Annotated in this window: 19 protein-coding genes; 11 read left to right on the top strand and 8 right to left on the bottom strand. The window is 71.0% G+C overall.

Annotated elements, in window-relative coordinates:
* Positions 1–48: 48 nt before the first annotated feature.
* From ACIPSA_RS17190 to rsmI, 4 genes are all read right to left on the bottom strand, one after another.
* A complete protein-coding gene (locus ACIPSA_RS17190; protein WP_402635010.1) occupies positions 49–1416 on the bottom strand; it encodes a ubiquitin-like domain-containing protein in 1368 nt (455 codons plus the stop codon).
* Between the two features lie 115 nt (positions 1417–1531).
* Entirely contained in the window at positions 1532–2410 is an 879-nt protein-coding gene (locus ACIPSA_RS17185) for a TatD family hydrolase (RefSeq protein ID WP_402635007.1), read from the bottom strand.
* Positions 2411–2473: 63 nt separating this feature from the next.
* The gene (locus tag ACIPSA_RS17180) at positions 2474–2878 is read right to left on the bottom strand and encodes a hypothetical protein (protein ID WP_402635004.1); all 405 of its coding nucleotides are present in this window, start codon (positions 2876–2878) and stop codon (positions 2474–2476) included.
* 244 nt (positions 2879–3122) lie between these two features.
* Complete coding sequence (gene rsmI / locus ACIPSA_RS17175; protein WP_402635001.1) at positions 3123–3974, bottom strand: 16S rRNA (cytidine(1402)-2'-O)-methyltransferase; 852 nt, start codon at positions 3972–3974, stop codon at positions 3123–3125.
* Between the two features lie 96 nt (positions 3975–4070).
* Between rsmI and ACIPSA_RS17170 the strand changes: the two genes are divergently transcribed.
* From ACIPSA_RS17170 to ACIPSA_RS17160, 3 genes are all read left to right on the top strand, one after another.
* The gene (locus ACIPSA_RS17170; protein ID WP_402634999.1) at positions 4071–5813 is read left to right on the top strand and encodes a dolichyl-phosphate-mannose--protein mannosyltransferase; all 1743 of its coding nucleotides are present in this window, start codon (positions 4071–4073) and stop codon (positions 5811–5813) included.
* A 177-nt stretch (positions 5814–5990) separates the two neighbouring features.
* Positions 5991–7610, top strand: coding sequence for a penicillin-binding transpeptidase domain-containing protein (locus ACIPSA_RS17165; RefSeq protein ID WP_402634996.1), 1620 nt, complete (start codon positions 5991–5993; stop codon positions 7608–7610).
* Positions 7611–7715: 105 nt separating this feature from the next.
* Positions 7716–9383, top strand: coding sequence for a penicillin-binding transpeptidase domain-containing protein (locus ACIPSA_RS17160; RefSeq protein ID WP_402634993.1), 1668 nt, complete (start codon positions 7716–7718; stop codon positions 9381–9383).
* Between the two features lie 76 nt (positions 9384–9459).
* Here the strand turns inward: ACIPSA_RS17160 and ACIPSA_RS17155 are convergent, their stop codons facing one another.
* Positions 9460–9810 carry an SsgA family sporulation/cell division regulator gene (locus tag ACIPSA_RS17155; protein ID WP_402634991.1) on the bottom strand — a complete coding sequence of 117 codons (351 nt, stop codon included), beginning with the start codon at positions 9808–9810 and terminating at the stop codon, positions 9460–9462.
* A gap of 175 nt (positions 9811–9985) precedes the next feature.
* Between ACIPSA_RS17155 and ACIPSA_RS17150 the strand changes: the two genes are divergently transcribed.
* From ACIPSA_RS17150 to ACIPSA_RS17125, 6 genes are all read left to right on the top strand, one after another.
* On the top strand, positions 9986–11047 hold the full coding sequence (locus tag ACIPSA_RS17150; protein WP_402634989.1) for an energy-coupling factor ABC transporter permease: 1062 nt from the start codon (positions 9986–9988) through the stop codon (positions 11045–11047).
* Position 11048: 1 nt separating this feature from the next.
* Complete coding sequence (gene cbiQ / locus ACIPSA_RS17145; RefSeq protein ID WP_402634986.1) at positions 11049–11810, top strand: cobalt ECF transporter T component CbiQ; 762 nt, start codon at positions 11049–11051, stop codon at positions 11808–11810.
* Positions 11798–12565: an energy-coupling factor ABC transporter ATP-binding protein gene (locus ACIPSA_RS17140; protein ID WP_402634983.1), complete on the top strand. Its 768-nt coding sequence runs from the start codon at positions 11798–11800 to the stop codon at positions 12563–12565. The genes cbiQ and ACIPSA_RS17140 overlap by 13 nt, the downstream gene beginning before the upstream one ends.
* A 46-nt stretch (positions 12566–12611) precedes the next feature.
* Positions 12612–13070: a MarR family winged helix-turn-helix transcriptional regulator gene (locus ACIPSA_RS17135; RefSeq protein WP_402634981.1), complete on the top strand. Its 459-nt coding sequence runs from the start codon at positions 12612–12614 to the stop codon at positions 13068–13070.
* Between the two features lie 106 nt (positions 13071–13176).
* On the top strand, positions 13177–13641 hold the full coding sequence (locus ACIPSA_RS17130; protein WP_402634979.1) for an organic hydroperoxide resistance protein: 465 nt from the start codon (positions 13177–13179) through the stop codon (positions 13639–13641).
* Positions 13642–13780: 139 nt separating this feature from the next.
* Positions 13781–14941 (top strand): serine hydrolase domain-containing protein, encoded by a 1161-nt coding sequence (locus ACIPSA_RS17125; RefSeq protein WP_402635450.1) that lies wholly within the window; start codon positions 13781–13783, stop codon positions 14939–14941.
* Between the two features lie 35 nt (positions 14942–14976).
* Here ACIPSA_RS17125 and ACIPSA_RS17120 read toward each other — a convergent pair whose 3' ends face one another.
* From ACIPSA_RS17120 to ACIPSA_RS17110, 3 genes are all read right to left on the bottom strand, one after another.
* On the bottom strand, positions 14977–15252 hold the full coding sequence (locus ACIPSA_RS17120) for a DUF1876 domain-containing protein (RefSeq protein ID WP_402634976.1): 276 nt from the start codon (positions 15250–15252) through the stop codon (positions 14977–14979).
* A gap of 82 nt (positions 15253–15334) precedes the next feature.
* Positions 15335–16225: an NAD(P)-dependent oxidoreductase gene (locus tag ACIPSA_RS17115; RefSeq protein WP_402634974.1), complete on the bottom strand. Its 891-nt coding sequence runs from the start codon at positions 16223–16225 to the stop codon at positions 15335–15337.
* A gap of 51 nt (positions 16226–16276) precedes the next feature.
* On the bottom strand, positions 16277–16825 hold the full coding sequence (locus ACIPSA_RS17110) for an SRPBCC domain-containing protein (protein WP_402634971.1): 549 nt from the start codon (positions 16823–16825) through the stop codon (positions 16277–16279).
* Positions 16826–16922: 97 nt separating this feature from the next.
* On the opposite strand from ACIPSA_RS17110, the gene ACIPSA_RS17105 reads away from it, so the two are divergent.
* Both ACIPSA_RS17105 and ACIPSA_RS17100 read left to right on the top strand, forming a co-directional pair.
* On the top strand, positions 16923–17870 hold the full coding sequence (locus ACIPSA_RS17105; RefSeq protein ID WP_402634969.1) for a LysR family transcriptional regulator: 948 nt from the start codon (positions 16923–16925) through the stop codon (positions 17868–17870).
* Between the two features lie 760 nt (positions 17871–18630).
* On the top strand, positions 18631–19419 hold the full coding sequence (locus ACIPSA_RS17100; RefSeq protein WP_402634967.1) for a hypothetical protein: 789 nt from the start codon (positions 18631–18633) through the stop codon (positions 19417–19419).
* Positions 19420–19602: the final 183 nt, after the last annotated feature.

Here is a 19602-nt window from a genome sequence, read left to right as displayed (position 1 = left end):
GGCCGGAGCCGGCCCTCCGGCCCGGGCCTCGGCGCCGGCGCCGGGCGCTCACCCGTGCAACCGCGCACCGCAGTGCGGCCAGGGGCTCTCCCCGCTCCGCAGGTACAGCTTCTTCGCCCGGTACGTCTGCTCCTCCGCCGGCGCGTCCTGCGGCCGTCCCTTGCCGCCGAGGCTGTGCCAGGTGCGGGTGTCGAACTGGTAGAGCCCGCCGTACGTCCCCGAGGGGTCCACCGCGTGTGCCCGCCCGCCGGACTCACAGTCCGCCAGGCCGTCCCAGTCCAGGTGGTCGACGCCCTGCACGGACGGCGGATGCGGCTTCGTGCCCACCTTCACGACCTGGGCACGCGGCTCCCGCACCACCTCGGACCGCTCCCCGCGCGGCCTCTCCCGGACCCCGTTGACGGTCCGCACGAAGTACGTGAACCGCCGCAGCCCCGGCAGCCCGTGCCGCTCGACGACCTCCGTGCCCCGGAACAGAGAGGAGTCCTGCGTCCGCGTCACACCGAACGGGATCGCCTCCTCCCGGACCTCCTTCGTGCCGGTCACCCGCAGCACGGTCACCGTCTGCCCGTCCCGGGGGAAGCTGCCGGGCGGGACGGAGGTGGTGTCCTGGCCGCGCAGCGTGATCCCGGCCTCCTCGACCGCCTCCTGGACGGTCGCCGCGTTGGTGCGGACGGTGCGGGCCCGGCCGTCCGCCATGATCGTGACGGCGCGCTCGGTGCGTACGTCGAGCGCGAGCCCGGCGCGGCCGATGCGCCGGGAGGGCGGAACCGAGAGGTACGCGCCCTCCACACGCACCCCCATCTCGTCGAGCGCCTCTTCCACCGTGCGCGCCGTCGTCCACACCTCGTGCCGGTCGCCGTCGATCGTGAGCCGCAGGGGCCGCCCGTAGTGCACCGCGACCTCGTCGCCACCGGCGAGCGTCGTGCCGGGGACGGGCATGACCACGTCGTGCGCCCCCAGGTTCACGCCCTCCTCGGCGAGCAGCCCGGTCACGTCGTCGGCGAAGGTGTGCAGGGTGCGCGGCCTGCCGTCGACGGTCAGCTCGATCGGCTTGTCCTCGGCGACGAACGCGGTGGTGCCGCCGGCGAGGAACACGACGACGAGCGCCCGTGGCAGCAGACGGCGCACGGCGGCCTCGGAGCGCTCGGCGTACCGCGCCCTGCGCCGGCGCGCGGCCCGCCTGCCCGCGCGGCGCGGCGGCATCCGCTGTTCGTAGGCCGGCCGGTAGGTGTCCTCGTACCGGAAGGACTCCGCCGCCGGGGCCACGGACAGGGAGGCTTCGTACCGGGAGGCGTCGTACAGGGAGGCTTCGTACAGGGTGGCGTCGTACTCCCCGTAGGGCAGCGTCTCCGCGGTGTGCACGGAGGCGTCAGGGCCGTACGTCTCGTACTGCTCGTACTGCGACTTGCTCACGCCTACACGCTCCAGAGGGTCCAGAGGGGCCCGGATCGGGCCCCCAGAACCTAGCGGAGCGGGCGTCACTCTCCAAAGCAACGCAACTACGCACAGTTGTCCCGCAGATGTGCGATCAGTAGTCGAAGGCGCGGGCCGTGTTCGCGCCCAGGGCCGCCGCCAGCGCGTCCTCGTCGATGCCGCGCACGGCGGCCATCGCGCGCACCGTGACCGGAACGAGATACGGGGCGTTGGGCCGTCCGCGGTACGGCGCCGGGGTCAGGAAGGGCGCGTCGGTCTCCACGAGGACCAGGTCCAGCGGTGCGACGGCGAGGGCGTCGCGCAGGTGCTGGGCGTTCTTGAAGGTGACGTTCCCGGCGAAGGACATGAAGTAGCCCTCGCGGGCGCACACCTCGGCCATCTCGGCGTCTCCCGAGTAGCAGTGGAAGACGGTGCGCTCGGGGGCGCCCTCCTCCTTGAGGACGCGCAGGACGTCGGCGTGGGCGTCGCGGTCGTGGATGACCAGCGCCTTGCCGTGCCGCTTGGCGATCTCGATGTGGGCGCGGAAAGACCTCTCCTGGGCCGCCTTGCCCTCGGGCCCGGTGCGGAAGTAGTCGAGGCCCGTCTCGCCGACGCCCTTCACCTGGGGCAGCCCGGCCAGCCGGTCGATCTCGGCGAGCGCCTCGTCCAGCGCCGCGTCGCCGCCCGGCACCCGCGCGCCCTGTCTGGACCAGCCGTCGGGGTCGCCGTGGACGATGCGCGGTGCCTCGTTGGGGTGCAGCGCGACGGTCGCGTGGACGCTGTCGTACGCCGCGGCAGTCTCCGCGGCCCACTGCGAGCCCTTGATGTCACAGCCGACCTGGACGACCGTCGTCACTCCCACCGACGCGGCCTTCGCGAGCCCTTCCGCGACCGTGCCGGACTGCATGTCGAGGTGGGTGTGGGAGTCGGCGACGGGCACCCGGAGGGGCTCCGGGAGCGGCGGCGCCGCGTTCTTGTCGGCGTTCGAAGGCATGCCCCGATCCTACGGAACCTCGATTCCGCGAAAGGGGCGTGCCTTCGCTGCCGGGCGGCCGGTTCAGCTCGCCTTGCGGTGGAACGGATGCAGGAGATCGGACAGGTGCCAGTGGCGCTGCTGCCTGGCCTGCGCGGGCGTCGCGGTCTCGGTGTCGGCCTCGGACGGCGTCCCCTGGGGGTTGCGCCGCGCCGCGCTGTGCACCGACGAGACCTGCCCCGGCCGCATGATCCGGACGATGTGGCCGTCGCAGTTCTGGCAGCTGGGCCGGCTCAGCGGGGACGGCACGACCTTGCCGTTCGCCACGTACGTGACGAACTCATGGCCGTCGGCGGCGTCCGTGTGGTGCTCTATCGCGTACGACTGCTCCCAGCCGTGCCCGCATCGCATGCAGGCGAAGGAATACGACTCGTGAACGACTGCGCTCGCCGTACCGCTGAGGCCGGTCTGCCCTGCGATCTCACTCATGCCAGCTCCTCGGGTCCGCTGGACAAAGGGACCGGTGCGTCCCTTCGACCAGTGGACGCCTGTGTCGGCGCGAATGCATCCGGCCTGTCGAGTGTTGGAGGCGATTTGGACTTTGCTTGCCAAAACGGCCTCGGCGCCGGGGTCTGGGCTTTGCCTTCCGCAACCGCCCTTTGCCGTCCCATGGGGCGCCCGCTCATAGGAGAAGTGCCCTGCTCAGAGGGGATGTGAGCCGGGCGCCGGCCTGTTACGGCACCTGGGCGTTCTTCGCCGCCACGACCGCGTCGAACACCTCCCGCTTGGGAAGTCCCGCCTCCGCGGCCACCGCGGCGATCGCCTCCTTGCGCCGCTCCCCCGCCTCCTCGCGCACCCGCACCCGGCGCACCAGCTCCTCGGCGTCGAGTTCCTCGGGGCCGCGCTCGGGGGCGCCCTCGACGACGACGGTGATCTCGCCGCGTACGCCCTCCGCCGCCCAGGCGGCCAGCTCGGCGAGCGGTCCGCGCCGTACCTCCTCGTACGTCTTGGTCAGCTCCCGGCAGACGGCGGCGCGCCGCTCCGCGCCGAAGACCTCGGCCATCGCGGCGAGGGTGTCGTCGAGCCGGTGGGGGGCCTCGAAGTAGACGAGGGTGCGCCGCTCCTCGGCGACCTCGCGCAGCCGGGACAGCCGTTCCCCGGCCTTGCGCGGCAGGAACCCCTCGAAGCAGAACCGGTCGACGGGCAGCCCGGACAGCGCGAGGGCGGTGAGCACGGCGGACGGTCCGGGGACCGCGGTGACGCGGACGTCCTTCTCGACGGCCGCGGCGACCAGCCGGTACCCGGGGTCGGAGACCGAGGGCATCCCGGCGTCCGTGACGAGGAGCACACGCGCGCCGCCCAGCAGCTCCTCCACCAGCTCGGGCGTCCGGGCGGACTCGTTGCCCTCGAAGTACGACACGACACGCCCCTTGGGGGTGACGCCGAGCGCCTGTGTCAGCCGGCGCAGCCGCCGCGTGTCCTCGGCGGCGACGACGTCCGCACCGGCGAGCTCCTCCGCGAGCCGGGGCGGCGCGTCCGCGATGTCGCCGATGGGGGTGCCCGCCAAAACAAGGGTTCCAGTCACGTTCCCATCCTCCCAGGGCCCGGGGAAAGGGAACGCACACCGATCGGAAGCGCCCATGCGCGGGACTCACACAGAAGGGTTCCCTACGATGGCGCGGTGACCAGTACCGCGTCCTCCACGGACACCCTGCAGGGCCAGGCCCCGCACGACCAGCGGCAGTCGTGGCAGCAGCGGCTGCGCCGATTCGGCTACACGGGGCCCAGAAGTGACGTCAGTGTCATCGACCGCCTGGTGCCGCCCTACGCCGAGCCCAGCCCGCGCCTGTGGCTGGTGCTGGGCGTGCCGCGGACGCTCGCCGAGCGGATCACCCGCTGGTCGGGCTGGGGCGGGCCACTGCTGGTGACGCTGATGGCCGGCCTGATGCGGTTCTGGCACCTGGGCAGCCCGAAGAAGGTGATATTCGACGAGACGTACTACGCGAAGGACGCCTGGGCTCTCGTCCACCGGGGTTTCGAGGTCAACTGGGACAAGAACGCCAACGACCTGATCCTGCAGAAGGCCGGGCACGTCGGCATCCCGGCGGACGCGGCGTACGTCGTGCACCCGCCGGTCGGCAAGTACGTCATCGGGTTCGGCGAGCTGCTCTTCGGCTTCAACCCGTTCGGCTGGCGCTTCATGACGGCGCTGCTCGGCACGCTGAGCGTGCTGCTGCTGTGCCGGATCGGGCGCCGGCTGTTCCGTTCCACCTTCCTGGGCTGTCTGGCGGGCGCGCTGATGGCGGTGGACGGGCTGCACTTCGTGATGAGCCGCACCTCGCTGCTCGACGGCGTGCTGATGTTCTTCGTGCTGGCGGCCTTCGGCTGTCTGCTCATCGACCGGGACAGAGCACGCGCGCGACTGGCCGCCGCGCTCCCGGTCGACGCGGACGGCCGGGTCCGTCCCGACGCGTACATCGCGAGGACCACCTGGCTGGGGCTGCGCCCCTGGCGCTGGGCGGCGGCCGTGCTGATGGGGCTCGCGATCGGCACGAAGTGGAACGGCTTGTACATCCTGGCAGCGTTCATCGTGATGACCGTCCTGTGGGATGTCGGCGCACGCAAGGTGGCGGGTGCCGACTACCGGCTCTCCCTCCCGTTCGTGGTCGAGTCGGTCGTCTCGTGGGTGGCGATGTCCACCGTCGCCGTCGTCGTCTACCTGGTCTCCTGGGTCGGCTGGATCCTCTCCCCGGCCGACGGCACCGGCGGCTACTTCCGCAACTGGGCGGCCACCGACGGCAGGGGCGGCAACTGGACCTTCCTGCCGGACTGGCTGCGCAGCCTGTGGCACTACGAGCACGAGGTCTACAAGTTCCACGTCGGCCTGTCGTCCCCGCACACGTACCAGTCGAACCCGTGGAGCTGGATCGTCCTGGGCCGCCCGGTCTCGTACTTCTACGAGTCCCCCTCCCCCGGCGTGGACGGCTGCCCGGCGGACGCGGGCCAGAAGTGCGCCCGCGAGGTCCTCGCCATCGGCACGCCGCTGCTGTGGTGGGCCGCCTGCTTCGCGATCGCCTACGTCCTGTGGCGCTGGGCCTTCCGCCGCGACTGGCGCGCGGGCGCCATCGCCTGCGGCATCGCGGCCGGTTACCTGCCCTGGTTCATGTACCAGGAACGCACGATCTTCCTCTTCTACGCGGTCGTCTTCGTCCCGTTCCTCTGCCTGGCGGTGGCCATGCTGATCGGCGCGATCGCCGGCCCCCCGGGCGCCGGCGACGTCCGGCGCGTGATCGGCGCGGCGGGCGCGGGCGTCCTGGTGCTGCTGATCGTCTGGAACTTCATCTACTTCTGGCCGCTGTACACGGGCAACGCGATCCCGATCGACGACTGGCGGTCGCGGATGTGGCTGGACACGTGGGTTTAGCGGGGCGCCTGGAAGGCTCGACCGAGCCCCGGCAGGGCACATCCCTGGTCTCCGTTCGGACAACAATCGACAACTCCGGCCCCGGGAGCCCCACAACCGCCTACAGTGCGAGCCGCGACCTATTTTTGAACGCGTTCACAAAGCGCGGGCAGGTGTCACGGGGAGAGGATTCGCGCCATGCGCAAGGGGGTCAGAACCGCCGTCGTGAGCGGTGTGTTCGTGGTGATGGTGGGCGGGGCCGGATACGGGGCGTACACCTTCCTGTCCGCGCTGAACGACCCGGGCGGGGAAGCCGCGGCCGTGAAGACCGGGCCGCCCAGCAGTGCCGAGGTGAAGGAGACGACGGAGAGATTCTTCTCCGCCTGGGAAAAGGGGCAGGCCGCGTCGGCGGCGAGGTACACGAACGACGCCGCCGACGCCGAGCCCCTGCTGGCGGCCTACGGGAAGGACGCGCACATCACCGAGGTGCGCGTCACCCCGGGTACGGCGACCGGCACCACCGTGCCGTTCTCGGTCGAGGCAACGGTGTCGTACGACGGCAAGTCCCGGCCGCTCTCCTACAAGAGCCGGCTGACCGTGGTGCGCGGCGAGACGACGCACCGGGCCCTCGTCGACTGGCAGCCGTCCGTCGTCCATCCGGAGCTGCGGAAGGGCGACACGCTCGTCACCGGCGACTCGGCGAGCCCGCCCATCGAGGCGGTGGACCGCGACGGGAACGTCCTGACGAAGGAGAAGTACCCGTCCCTCGGGCCGATCCTGGACGAGCTGCGCAAGCGGTACGGCGACAAGACGGGCGGCCGGCCCGGCGTGGAACTGGTGATCCGGCACCAGGCCGAGGACCAGGCCGACACCAGCCTGCTGACCCTCGCCAAGGGAAAGGCGGGCAGGCTGCCTACGACGCTGAGCGCGAGGGCGCAGGCGGCGGCCGAGAAGGCGGTGCTGAAGTACGCCGAGTCGTCGGTGGTGGCCGTGAAGCCGAGCACGGGTGAGGTACTGGCGGTCGCCAACCACCGTGACGACGGCTTCGACGCGGCGTTCCTCGGCGAACTGGCGCCCGGCTCCACGATGAAGATCATCAGTGCCGCGACCCTCATCGACAACGGGATCACCACGGCGAACGGCCCGGCGCCCTGCCCGCCGACCGCGACCTGGCAGAGCCAGACCTTCAGCAACCTCAAGGGCCTGGCCCCCGACGACCACGCCACCCTCTCCGAGAGCTTCGCCCGCTCCTGCAACACCGCGTTCGTGAAGTACGCGGACGAGGTCAAGGTGGACTCGCTCACCACGGAGGCCGAGGAGCGGTTCGGGCTCGGGCAGGCGGCCGACTGGAAGGTCGGCGTCCCGTCCTTCGACGGCCGCGTCCCCGCCTCCGGCGGCCCGGACACGGCGGCCAATCTGATCGGCCAGGGCCAGGTGCAGCTGAGCCCGCTGAACATGGCCTCGGTGACGGCGACCGCGATGACGGGCGCCTTCCGGCAGCCGGTGATCGTGTCGCAGAAGCTGGACGGCCGCGATCTGGCCACGGCCCGGGGCCTCACGGCCGGCACGGTCCAGCAGCTGCGCTCGATGATGAACCGGACCGCTGTCAGCGGCACCGCGGCCGGTGTGATGCGCGGCCTGAGCGGCAGCATCGGCGCGAAGACCGGCTCCGCGGAGGTCGACGGGCAGGCGAAGTCCAACAGCTGGTTCACCGGCTACCGCAATGACATCGCGGCCGCGGCCATGACCCAGGACGGCGGACACGGCATCGACGCGGCCGGACCGATTGTCGCAGATGTGCTACGGACAGGCGGCTGAAGTCACCCGTACAGGAGGGGACTCTAGGGTGGGTGCCGTCGTTGAGGAGCGTGAGCACTACGAGGGCAACGGGGACCCTGGGGAATCGGCGGAGGAACTGAGGCAGTGGGCAAGAGAAGGCGCGTCGCCGAGCGACGGATGAGCAGACCCGCGGTCGTCGGCGGCATGATCGTCGCCGGCGTCGTCGGTGCCGGACTCGGCGTCTACACGCTCTACGGCGGCGGAGCGGCGGCCGAGGGCCAGACAGGCACCACCGCCGACCACAAGACGGTGAAGACCGGACCCCTGTCCGCGACCGAGGTGCGCACCACCGCCGAGCGCTTCCTGACGGCCTGGCAACAGGGCAGGGTGAGCGGGGCCGCGGCCGCCACGGACGACTCCGGTGCCGCCACCTCCCTGCTCACGGGCTACACCAAGGACGCCCACATCAAGGACGTCACGCTCACCGCCGGCACCCGCAGCGGCGCCAAGGTCCCCTTCTCCGTCAAGGGCACCGTCTCCTACAAGGGCACCGCAAAGCAGCTCGCGTACGAGAGTTCGCTGACGGTCGTGCGCGACAAGACCACCGGCAAGCCGCTGGTCGACTGGCACTCCGCGGTCGTCCACCCCGACCTCGAGGACGGCGACACCCTGGTCACCGGCGAGTCCGGGACCCCGCCGATCAAGGCGTACGACCGTGACGGCGGCGAGCTGACCGCCGCGAAGTACCCCTCGCTCGGTCCCGTCCTCGACGGCCTGCGCGAGAAGTACGGCAAGACCGCGGGCGGCAAGGCGGGCATCGAGCTCCAGGTGGTGCGGGGCAAGGCCGCGCAGAAGGCGAAGCTGTCGGACAAGACGCTGCTGGCGCTGAGCAAGGGCACCCCGGGCAAGGTGAAGACGACGCTGAGCCCGACGTTCCAGGCCGCGGCCGAGCGGCAGGTCGCCGCGAAGGCGCGGTCGTCGGTCGTCGTCATGCGTCCGTCGACCGGCGAGATCCTGGCCGTGGCGAACCAGAACCACAGCTTCAACGTGGCGTTCCAGGGCTCCCTGGCCCCCGGCTCCACGATGAAGGTCGTGACGTCGACGATGCTGTTCGAGAAGAAGCTCGTCACCCCGAGCTCGTCGCACCCCTGCCCCAAGACGTACAAGCTCGCCGGCTGGACCTTCCACAACGACGACGACTCCGAGATCAAGCAGGGCACCTTCAAGCTGAGCTTCGGTGCCTCCTGCAACAACGCCTTCATCAACTTCGCGCCGAAGCTGTCGAACAGCGATCTGACGAAGGAGGCCCAGCAGGTCTACGGCCTCGGCATGAACAACTGGGCCATCGGCGTCCCGACCTTCGACGGGTCGGTCCCGGTGCAGAGCGGCGCACAGATGGGCGCCTCGCTGATCGGGCAGGGCGGGGTGCGCATGAACCCGCTGAACATGGCGTCGGTGGCGGCGACGGTCGAGTCGGGCGTCTTCCGCCAGCCGTACCTGGTCTCGCCCGACGTGGACAACCGCACGCTGGCGAAGGCCTCGCGCACCATGTCGTCCCAGACGCAGGGCTGGGTGAAGGAGGTCATGCGGTACACGGCCGGGTACGGTACGGCGGCCAAGGCGATGTCCGGGGTCTCGGGCGACGTCGGCGCCAAGACCGGCTCGGCGGAGGTCGACGGCCAGAAGAAGCCCAACGGCTGGTTCACCGCGTACCGGGGCGACCTCGCGGCCGCGGGCGTGGTCCAGGCGGGCGGCCACGGCGGAGACACGGCGGGGCCGATCGTGGCGGCGCTGCTCAAGATGGGGGGCTAGGGCGGGCTACGGCGGGCCAGGGCGCAACAACTCCCAGGCCGGGACGGGCGGCCGGAGCCGGGGCCGGGCCGCGCCTTCAGCGGGCCACGGGCTCGGCGGCCATGTACGTCCGCCGCAGGAACCGCAGCAGGGCCTTCGACTCGAACTGCACGACCTCGACACCGCCCGGGGAGTGGAACTCCACCACGGCCTGGACGCGGCCGCACGGCCACACCCGTACGTCCCCGCTCTCGACCGGAACCCGCAGCCCCTGTTCCAGCAGGGCGCGCGAGAACGTCCACTCGTGCGGCCCGGGTAGGCCGACACGCACCGACCGGGGGTCCCTGTCGGGGTCGTAACGCAGGACGACCGGGACGGCCGGATCCTCCTCCACGACATTCTCGTCCGTGACTATGTGGGCTCGTGCGTACTGCTCGACTACGGACATCAGACGCCGCCTTACGCTGAGTGACCTTTTCGGAAGATGTGCGTCCGCCTCCCATCCAATGTCCCATATGTTCAGAATTGCGCTCGTCGGAGCGGGTCCGCCTCACGCATGCGTGCCACATAAACGACTCACTCGCTCTTGCAATAGGTTCGCAACAAGCCACTAAAATCAAACGGTGCACGTACCTGACGGATTCATCGACGCCCCCACCTCCGCGGTCACCGGAGTGGTCGCGGCCGGCGCCCTCGCCGTGAGCCTGCGCGGCGCCCGCCGCGAGCTCGACGAGCGGACCGCCCCGCTGGCCGGTCTGGTGGCGGCGTTCATCTTCGCCGTACAGATGCTCAACTTCCCCGTCGCGGCCGGAACAAGCGGCCACCTGCTCGGCGGCGCCCTCGCCGCGATACTCGTCGGCCCCTACACGGGCGTGCTCTGCGTCTCCGTCGTCCTGCTCATGCAGGGCATCCTCTTCGCGGACGGCGGCCTCACCGCGCTCGGTGTGAACATCACGGACATGGCCATCGTGACGACGGTCGTGTCGTACGCCGTCTTCCGCGGCCTGGTGAAGGTGCTCCCGCGCGAGCGTCGCTCGGTGACCGTCGCCGCCTTCGCCGCCGCCCTCGTCTCCGTCCCGGCCGCCGCGGTCGTCTTCACGCTCATCTACGCCGTCGGCGGCACCACCGACGTGGCCATCTCCAAGGTCGCCACCGCGATGATCGGCGTCCATGTCCTCATCGGCATCGGCGAGGCCGCGATCACCGCGCTCACGGTCGGTGCCGTCGTCGCCGTACGGCCGGATCTGGTGTACGGCGCCCGCGGACTCCAGCAGCGCCTGAAGCTCCGTGTGAACGGCGAGCTCGTCGACGCGCCCACGGCCCGGCCGGTCCCCGCCGCGGCCGCCACCGGGTCGCACCGCAAGCTGTGGATCACCGGCCTGGTCACCTCCCTCGTGCTCGCCGGATTCGTCAGTTTCTACGCCTCCGCCGACCCCGACGGCCTGATGAAGGTCGCCCACGACCAGGGCATCGACCGGAAGGCCGAGCAGCACGCGTCCGACGGCTCCCCGCTCGCCCACTACGGCGTCAAGGACGTCTCCGACGCCCGCCTCTCCGGCGGCCTCGCGGGCGTCATCGGCGTCGGCGTCACGGTCGTCGCGGGCAGCACGGTGTTCTGGGCGGTGCGCAGGCGCCGTACGCAGGACGTCTCGCCCGACGTCTCGCCCGCGAGCACGGGAGCCTGACATGGGCGCCGGACACGCGCACAGGCTGTACCGGCACGGGCACTCGCCCGTGCACGCACTGCCGCCGCACACCAAGCTGGCCGCCGCCTTCGCCTTCGTGGTGGTCGTGGTGTCGACCCCGCGCGAGGCGATGTGGGCGTTCGGGCTGTACGCCGCCCTGCTCGCGTTCGTCGCCCACCACGCGCGTGTGCCCGCGAGCTTCCTGCTCAAGCGGCTGCTCATCGAGGTGCCGTTCGTCGCCTTCGCGCTGCTCATGCCGTTCGTGGCGGAGGGCGAGCGGGTCGGCGTCCTCGGCCTGTCGCTGAGCGTCAACGGCCTGTGGGGCGCCTGGAACGTCCTCGCCAAGGGCACCCTGGGTGTCGCCGCCTCCGTCCTGCTCGCGGCCACCACCGAACTGCGCGAACTCCTCCTCGGACTGCAGCGGCTCAGGCTCCCGCCGCTGCTGGTCCAGATCGCGTCCTTCATGATCCGCTACGGCGACGTCATCACCGACGAGATGCGCCGGATGAGGATCGCCCGGGAGTCGCGCGGCTTCGAGGCGAAGGGCGTACGCCACTGGGGCGTGCTCGCCAAGTCGGCCGGCGCGCTCTTCATCCGCTCCTATGAACGCGGGGAGCGCGTGCACCTGGCCATGGTCAGCCGGGGGTACGCCGGTTCGATGCCGGTCATCGACGAGGTGACCGCGTCCCGGGCGCAGTGGTCGTACGCCCTCGCCCTCCCCTTCACCGCCCTCGTCGTCTGTCTGCTGGGATGGGTTCTGTGACACCTTCGCTGGAAGTGGCCGGACTGGCCTTCGCCTACCCCGACGGCCACCAGGCCCTGTTCGGCGTGGACTTCTCGATCGGGCGCGGCGAACGCGTCGCGCTGCTCGGCCCGAACGGCGCCGGCAAGACGACCCTGGTGCTGCACCTCAACGGCATCCTGGGCGGCGGCACCGGGACGGTGACCGTGGCCGGGCTGCCGGTCGGCAGGAAGCACATGGCGGAGATCCGGCGGAAGGTCGGCATCGTCTTCCAGGACCCGGACGACCAGCTGTTCATGCCGACCGTGCGGGAGGACGTGGCGTTCGGACCGGCGGCGGCCGGGCTGAAGGGGGCCGCGCTGGAGGAGCGGGTGCGCACGGCCCTGGAGCGGGTCGGGATGCAGGACTTCGCCGACCGCCCGCCGCACCACCTGTCCTTCGGCCAGCGCCGCCGGGTCGCCGTCGCGACGGTCCTGGCGATGGAGCCGGAGATCCTCGTCCTCGACGAGCCCTCCTCCAACCTCGACCCGGCCTCCCGCCGCGAACTGGCCGACATCCTGCGCTCGCTGGACGTCACCGTCCTGATGGTCACGCACGACCTGCCCTACGCGCTGGAGCTGTGTCCGCGCTCCCTGATCCTGAGCGAGGGCGCGATCGCCGCGGACGGCCCGACGGGCGACCTCCTGTCCGACGACGCCCTGATGCGCGCCCACCGGCTGGAGCTTCCGTTCGGCTTCGACCCGAGGTCCGTGCCGGCGGCCGCCGAGCGGACGTGACGCGTTTCCCCGACGGCCGTCCCGGCTCGTCCGGGACAATGGCCGTGTGACACATCAAGAGGAGACCGGGTCGCTGCGGCTGGACGACCAGCTGTGCTTCGCGCTCTACGCCGCCCAGCGCGCCGTGACCGCCGCGTACCGCCCGCTCCTCGACGAGCTGGGGCTGACCTATCCGCAGTACCTCGTCCTCCTCGTCCTGTGGGAGCGCGGCGAGACCACGGTGAAGGAACTGGCCTGCGCCCTGCGCCTCGACTACGGCACGGTGTCGCCGCTGCTGAAGCGGCTGGAGGCGGCGGATCTGGTGCGCCGGGAGCGCTCGGCGCAGGACGAGCGCTCGGTGCTCGTCGCGTGCACCGAGCGCGGGGAGGAACTCCGGGGGCGCGCGGCGCGCGTACCGGGCGCGCTGCTCACGGCGACGGGGCTCGGCACAGAGGAGGTCGAGCGGCTGCGCGAGGAGCTGTGGCGGCTCGCGGAACGGGCCGGCCCCACCGCCACTCCGCACTGATCACAAGTTACCCACGGTTACCTCCCCCTGAGGGCGACAACTGACCTACCGGACAGTACCTTGTGCACGATGTACTTGTGCGCTCCTGTTCCGGGGAAGGCCGACCATGACTGACGGCACCGCTGTATCCGACGGCACCGCTGTAGACACCCGCCCGACGAAGATCATGTACGTCGCCGAGGCCACCGCGCACGGCGGCCGGGACGGGTACGTCACCAGTCAGGACGGCGAGATCGAACTGAAGGTCGCGATGCCGCCGGAGATGGGCGGCGACGGCAACGGCACCAATCCGGAGCAGCTGTTCGCCGCCGGCTACAGCTCCTGCTTCCACAACGCGCTGATCCTGGTCGGCAACCGCTCGGGCTACGACCTGACCGGCTCCACGGTCGCCACGAAGGTCGGCATCGGTCCCAACAAGCACCGCGGCTACGGCCTCGCGGTCGCCCTCAGCGTCTCGCTGCCGGTCCTCGACGCGGACATCGCGGCGAAGCTGGTGGACGCGGCCCACGAGGTGTGCCCGTACTCCAACGCGACGCGCGGCAACATCGACGTGACGATCGTGCTGGGCTGAGGGCCGAACGAGAGCGGGCCGCGGGACACCGAACCGTGACCCGCATCGGCACCGGCACCGGCACCCACCGAGGAATCCGAGACCGCAGGCCCGTGTTTCACTCACTGTCACAAGCGAGTGAAGGGATCCGGTGGTGGACGTGGACGTGAACGGCACAGTGGCCGAGGGCTTCGAGCCGGTCAGGGAGGCGTTCGCGCGCAACTTCGGGCTGCTCGGCGACCGGGGCGCGGCCGTCGCCGTGTACCGGGACGGGCACCGGGTCGTCGACCTGTGGGGCGGGACGAAGGACATCGACGGCACCGCCCCCTGGGAGCACGGCACCGCACAGATCGTGCGCTCCGCGACGAAGGGCGTCGTCGCCGCCGCGCTGCTGCTCCTGCACCAGCGCGGCGAACTGGACCTGGACGCGCCGGTGGGCGAGTACTGGCCGGAGTTCAAGGCGGCGGGCAAGGAAGGGACGCTGGTCCGGCACGTGCTCGCGCACCGTGCCGGCGTCCCCGTCCTCGACCGCCCGCTGACGCCCGAGCAGGCCGCCGATCCCGATCTCGGCGCGCGGGCCGTCGCGGCCCAGGCGCCGGCGTGGGAGCCGGGCACCGACCACGGGTACCACGCCCAGACGTACAGCTGGCTCACCGGCGAGCTGGTGCGACGCGTCACCGGACGTCCGGTCGGCGAGTGGATCGCGACCGAGATCGCCGGGCCGGCCTGCGCCGACTTCTGGCTCGGCCTGCCGGAGGCGGAGGCCGCGCGCGTGGGCCGGGTCGGCCGGCTCGAGTCCGCCGAGACGGGCGGCGCGCTGAAGACCCGCCCGAAGCGGTCCGTCTCCGAGGCGTACGCCGACCCGGAATCCCTGACCCGCCGCGCCTTCGCCGCGATCACCCCGCTCCCCGACGAGAACGCCCCCGCCTACCGCGCCGCGGCCCTTCCCGCCTCCAACGGCATCGCGACCGCCGACGGCCTGGCCCGCGTCTACGCGTCGATGATCGGCGAAGTGGACGGCGGCACGCGGCTGTTCGACCCCGCGACGGTGGAGCTGGCCCGGGGCGAACGGTCCGCGGGACCGGACCGCGTGCTCGTCGTGAACACACGGTTCGGCCTCGGCTACATGCTGCACGGCAGCGCGTCCCCGCTGCTGTCTCCGGCCTCCTTCGGCCACCCGGGCCGCGGCGGATCCCTCGCCTTCGCCGACCCCGAGTCGGGCATCGCCTTCGGCTACGTCACCAATGGCTTCCACAAGAGCGTGACGGCGGACCCGCGCGCGCAGGCCCTGGTGCGGGCGGTGCGTACGGCGTCGGCCTGACCGCCGTACGCCTCACCCGCGGTGCGTCTGGCGCGTCAGATGTGGATCGGGTGCGAGGTCCGCCCGGAGGCCGAGTCGATCTCCTCGTGCGCCTTGGTCAACAGTTCCATCGCCAGTTCGTTGAGTGCCCGCGCGCCGGCGATCTCCTCGCCGACCCGGGGCTGATTCGAGTCGGTGTGGTGCCTGCTGGCACTCCCGTGCGCTTTCACTTCACTGCCGTCGGGAAGACGCACCAACGCGGCCGCCTTCGTGTGCTGATCGTCCTCCTGGAACTCGAGCTCGACGTGCCATCCCACAGTGGTGTGGATCATGAGGACCACCTCCGGAATCACTGCTTCCAGGGTGCTCCTCGGCGCCCCCGACGTCACGTCGGCCCAGGACGCGGTCCTCGGCTCAGGAGCCGGGCTTCTCCTCGAAGCTGGCGAAGTACGCGGCGGCCATGTCCTCGTCGGCGTGGCCCTGGGCCGCGGCGCGGGCGAAACGTTCGGCGGTCGCGGCGGCGACGTCGAGGCGGACGCCGTTGTCCTCGCCGGCCCGGACGATGAGCCGCGCGTCCTTCTCCGCGGTGGCCACCGCGAACTGGGCCGGGGACAGGCCGCCGCCCAGCACCAGTCCCGCCTTGGCCCGCAGGTATCCCATGTCGAGCGGCCCGCCCTCGATGAGGTCGAAGAAGTCCTGCGGGTCGACGCCGAGCGCCTGGGACAGGGCCAGGACCTCGCCGGTCGCCGCGGTGGCCGCGAGGACCCAGCTGTTGGCGACCAGCTTCAGCCGGGTGGCGCTGCCCGTCGCCCCGTCGTCGCCGGTCCACACGGTACGGGCGCCGACCGCGTCGAAGACGGGCGTGACCGCGTCCCGGCCCTCCGCCGGACCGGCGGCCAGGACGGTCAGCAGTCCGGCCTCGGCGGGCTGGCGGGTGCCGAGGACCGGGGCGTCGTAGAAGACCAGACCGTGGTCACGGGCGAAACCGGCCAGGTCGGCGACGGACCCGATCCCGGCGGTGGTCGACTGGACCCAGGCGGCGCCGGAGCGCAGTGCGGGTGCCGCCTCGCGCATGACCTCCAGGACGGTGCCGCCGTCGTACAGCATGGTCAGGACGACGTCGGCGCCCTGGACGGCCTCGGCGGGGGTGTCGGTGACATGGGCCCCGTCGGCGGCCAGCGGCTCGGCCTTGGCGCGGGTGCGGTTCCAGGCGCGGACGGTGTGCCCGGCCTTCGTGAGGTTGCGAGCCATCGCGGCCCCCATGATCCCGGTGCCCAGGACGCTCACGGTGAGCTTGTCTGTCATGACGTCAACTTCCTGATACGTGTGGCGAGTACGGCGCCTCCCCATGCTCTCTCAGGCCGCGCCGGACTTTCCGGAGGCGGCGCGGACGAGGCCGTCCAGCCAGGCCTGGTGGCCGTTGAGCATGGGGTTCGGCGTCTGCCTGGCCAGTTCGGCGGCGGGCCGCCCGATCTGGGTCTCCTGGGTGAGGACGCGGACCCGGCCGCCGGGGAGGTCCTCCACCAGCCAGGCGTGCAGCACGTCCAGCCGCTCCTCGGGCGTGCCGTCCTGCCTCGCAGTCCAGGACAGGCGGCCGGGGATGCCCTCGGCGGGCGCCTGGAACTCGACGACGTGCGCGTCCAGGGGCGGGAAGCCGAAGGTGCCGAAGCTGAAGACGGCGTCCTCCCTCAGCTCGGGTCCACCGCCGTCGGGGAAGGAGATGTCGGCGACGTTGTCGTAGTACGACTCCCACTCCGAGGTGTCGACGAGGTAGTGCCAGACGTCGGCGGCGGTGAGGCCTTGGACGATCACCTCGTTGGAGACGAAGTTGTCGCCGGTGCCGGGAAGGTATTTCTCGGGCCAGTTGATCGCGTTCATCGTGTTCATCGCGTCCTGTGTGCTCATGGCTTCGACGGTAGGCAAGCACGTCATCGAGAAACCAATAGGAGACCCGATACCACCCATCGGCACACCGATGGGGCTCCGGTCTACCCTGATCGGCATGGAGACCCAGGCAACCCAGGTGACCCAGGTGCGGGAGGACGGCGTCGGCCGGATCCCGTCCCACGCGGACCTGAACCTGCTGCGCACCTTCCTGGCCGTCTACCGCTCGGGCTCGTTCACCGCGGCGGCACCCCTGCTGGGCCTGTCCCAGCCGACCGTGACGGCGCAGATCCGCACTCTGGAGCAGCAGACCGGCCGGTTGCTGTTCACCCGGCTGCCGCGGGGCGCGGACCCCACCCCGCTCGCTCATGAACTGGCGGCCCAAGTCGCAGCCCCCCTGGACGCGCTGGCCGCCCTGGAAGGCGGCAGCGGTCCACTCACCGGCCACACCACCCCCGTACATCTCGCGGGCTCCTCCGAGCTCCTGTGCGTACGTGTCCTCCCCGCCCTGGCCCCGCTCGTCGCCGGGGGCGTGCAGCTGCGCGTCACCCAGGGCCTGACCGACCCGCTCCTGGAGGATCTGCGCGCAGGCCGGCACGACCTGGTCATCGCGACCCGGCGCCCGCGCGGCCGCGCACTCCTCTCCGCGCCCCTGGCCGACGAGGAGTACGTCCTGGTCGCGTCCCCCGCCTGGGCCGGCCGGCTCACCGACGGCGACCTGTGCGCCGCCCTCCGCGAGGTCCCCCTGGTCACCTACGCCGAGGACCTCCCCATCGCCCGCCGCTACTGGCGGAACGTCTTGGGCAAGCAGCTCACCACCCACGCCGCGCTCACCGTGCCCAACCTGTACGCGGTCCTATCGGCGGTCAACGCCGGAGCCGGCTACAGCGTGCTCCCCCGCTCCCTGTGCCAGGAGCACCTGGACACGGGCCGCCTCATCCTCCTGCACACCCCGGAGGAGCCCCCGCTGAACACACTCTTCCTGGTCCAGCGCCCGGGCGCCGACACCAATCCGGACGTGGTCCGGGTACGGGAGACGCTCCAGAAGGCAGCCCGGGGCTGGTAGAACACCGCGCCCGGTGCCTCCTTCAGCAGTCCGGACGCTCAGCCATCATCTGGAGATCATTTCCGACCAGAATTCCCAGATCCCATTGACTCCACGCCCAGTGGCCCGAAGTGTCCTCATCGGAGTCCCGGCGGAATTCATCGCGAACTCCCGCCCGTCTCTGCCGCCCAGGATGCCGGCGAGGACCCCGATGGTGCACGCGAACACGATGCAGACGACTGCGAGCATGAAGCCGCTTGCGGCAAGCAGGAACGTCATGAAGAGACACAAAAGCCCACCCATGACCGCAATGAGAAATCGCACAAGAAGTATCACAAGCCCCCCTGAATGCATCCAACGCAGGCACTTTAGCGGCGGATTACCCGCCTTGCCCGAAACTCACACGAACTGTGACGTCTCGAAACAGACACAGGAGCGGCCTGATCCCGACGACGAGCAGCCCCGCGGCAGTGATCGGCAGACCGCCCTGCGCCTGCCGGATGCGCCCCCGCCCCCCTCGCCCCGGATCCACCCGACGAGCCGAGAGCCGTGGGATCGCCGGACCGGACGCCGAGGCCAACCGGGATCCGACACGTTCAGCCGCTCAGCGGCCGTGCTTCTGAGCGCCCCCGTGCGGCCCTTGACGCTGCCGATCGACCCTCAAGAGCCTGGACCTTCCACTGGGAAAGCCGCGGGGGGCCAGCAGATGCCAGGTCGGATCGCTTTTCATGACAGGCCGTCAACAAAGCAGTTCAGGTGGGCACTTTGCGGTCTGGTTCTGTTGGTTCTGATCTCGGTGATCGCCTACCAGAATCTGCGGAACATCTTCAACGCGCAGAAGGACTTCGTCATCGGCTCGCTCTTCTCGCTGACCGGATTCTGCTTCGCCAAGGCACTGACCCGCGACCGCGGAGAACAGGCGCTGGAGATTCTACGGGACACCGGAGCATTCGAGCAGGTCGCACTGATCGACCGGAACGTCAAGGCGGCGGCCGAGCGTCTCACCGACTACCACGATCTGCAGTGCAGAGAACTGGAGTTCTACCGGAACTCGGCTCTGCTGCGGATTTCCCTCGACGATCTCGACAAGACCATCACCAACATCGCCGACCTCCGCAGGACGCTGGGAATCCCGCCCGGTCAGGTGTATCCCATCGGCCCGGACGTCCGCCTCAGCCTGATCTCGGTGCGGCGGTGCGTACACGAGGGACTCAACAGAAGGGACCAGGCGTACGAGTGGCTGCTGCCTCGCATGCCCTCCCAAGACCGGGAGGCCTGGGACCTTTTCTCGGTACTGACGGCCGACATCCAGAAGTCCTCGCTCACACTGGACTCGCTGCTCAGCCAGTACGTCGAATTCCCGCCGAACGAATACGTCCGTACCATCCTGGGCTATCTGCGGGCGGCACTGCGCCGTTGCGAGCTGTTCCGGCAGACGGCCGGGACGACGCCGAGGATCTTCACAGTGCTGGAGGAGGACCTCCAGCATGCAATCGAGGACCTGGAGGACGTGGACCTGCGGCTGCGCTCCAACGTCGTTCCGGGACCCTCACCCGTACCCGCGCCGTAGCGGGAACCGAACGCGACACCTGCCCCGCGGTCCGACACGGCCCAAGGCCCTTGGTCCGCCTCACGCCCACCGCGGCCGCGGTCCACTTCACCGCCCTCCCGCGCACGGCCGGCAGGCCAACGGTGCGCTACGACCGCAAGGCGCGGCCCGCCCGGTACGCCGCCGAGCCCGAGCACCGGCCTA

Source organism: Streptomyces sp. NPDC086549 (assembly GCF_044746205.1).
In the GTDB taxonomy this organism is placed as follows: Bacteria; Actinomycetota; Actinomycetes; order Streptomycetales; family Streptomycetaceae; genus Streptomyces.
Note: the sequence above shows the minus strand (reverse complement) of the source record. Positions and strands in the feature narration are given on the sequence as shown.